General features: G+C 43.9%; 1 protein-coding gene. It reads right to left on the bottom strand.

The annotated features are described in order from the left end of the window. Nucleotides 1–597 (bottom strand): T7SS effector LXG polymorphic toxin (locus O3616_RS10095; protein ID WP_371638796.1); only part of this gene is annotated, 597 nt, incomplete at both ends.

Here is a 597-nt window from a genome sequence, read left to right as displayed (position 1 = left end):
CTCATAAATCGCTTTACCGAGGTCGTCATGCGCCACAAAGTTAGTTAAAACAGGATCACGATAACTCAGACTCTTCACTCTTCCAGCAGCCGCCATCTGGCTACCTAAAGCACTAAAAAGCTGCTCCGTACTGCTGGTTGTTGTCATCTTATCAAAGGCATTGACCTTATTCTTCGTTTCCTGAACATACTTCCGGGCTGTCTGGGTATTGGTATAGAAGGTGCTGCTTAAGGGAGCACTCAGACGATAGAGACTCGAAATACCATCATAGATACTCTTGAAATTGGTATCCATCACCTTATGTTTCTCATCCGCCGCATTCAGCTTCTTGACCGCATCATCCAAAGTTTCTTCTGCTAGAACTGCCGTTGCAGAGGTTTCGCCAACAAGATTCTGAAAATCCGTGATCGTCTTGGAAAACTCAGAACCTAGAAATTCTAAGCCATTCTTTAAGCCAACAATCACGGGGTTATGAACATTATTGATTTCATTCGTAATCGCTTTCCCAACTTCTCCATGCATGGAATTACTGGTGATGATGGCATTCATCCCATTTTTAGCGGTATCCAACTGACTCTGAGCAGTTGCGACCATCTT

This window comes from Streptococcus sp. 27098_8_86 (genome assembly GCF_041432595.1).
Lineage (GTDB): Bacteria > Bacillota > Bacilli > Lactobacillales > Streptococcaceae > Streptococcus > Streptococcus pneumoniae_F.
Note: the sequence above shows the minus strand (reverse complement) of the source record. Positions and strands in the feature narration are given on the sequence as shown.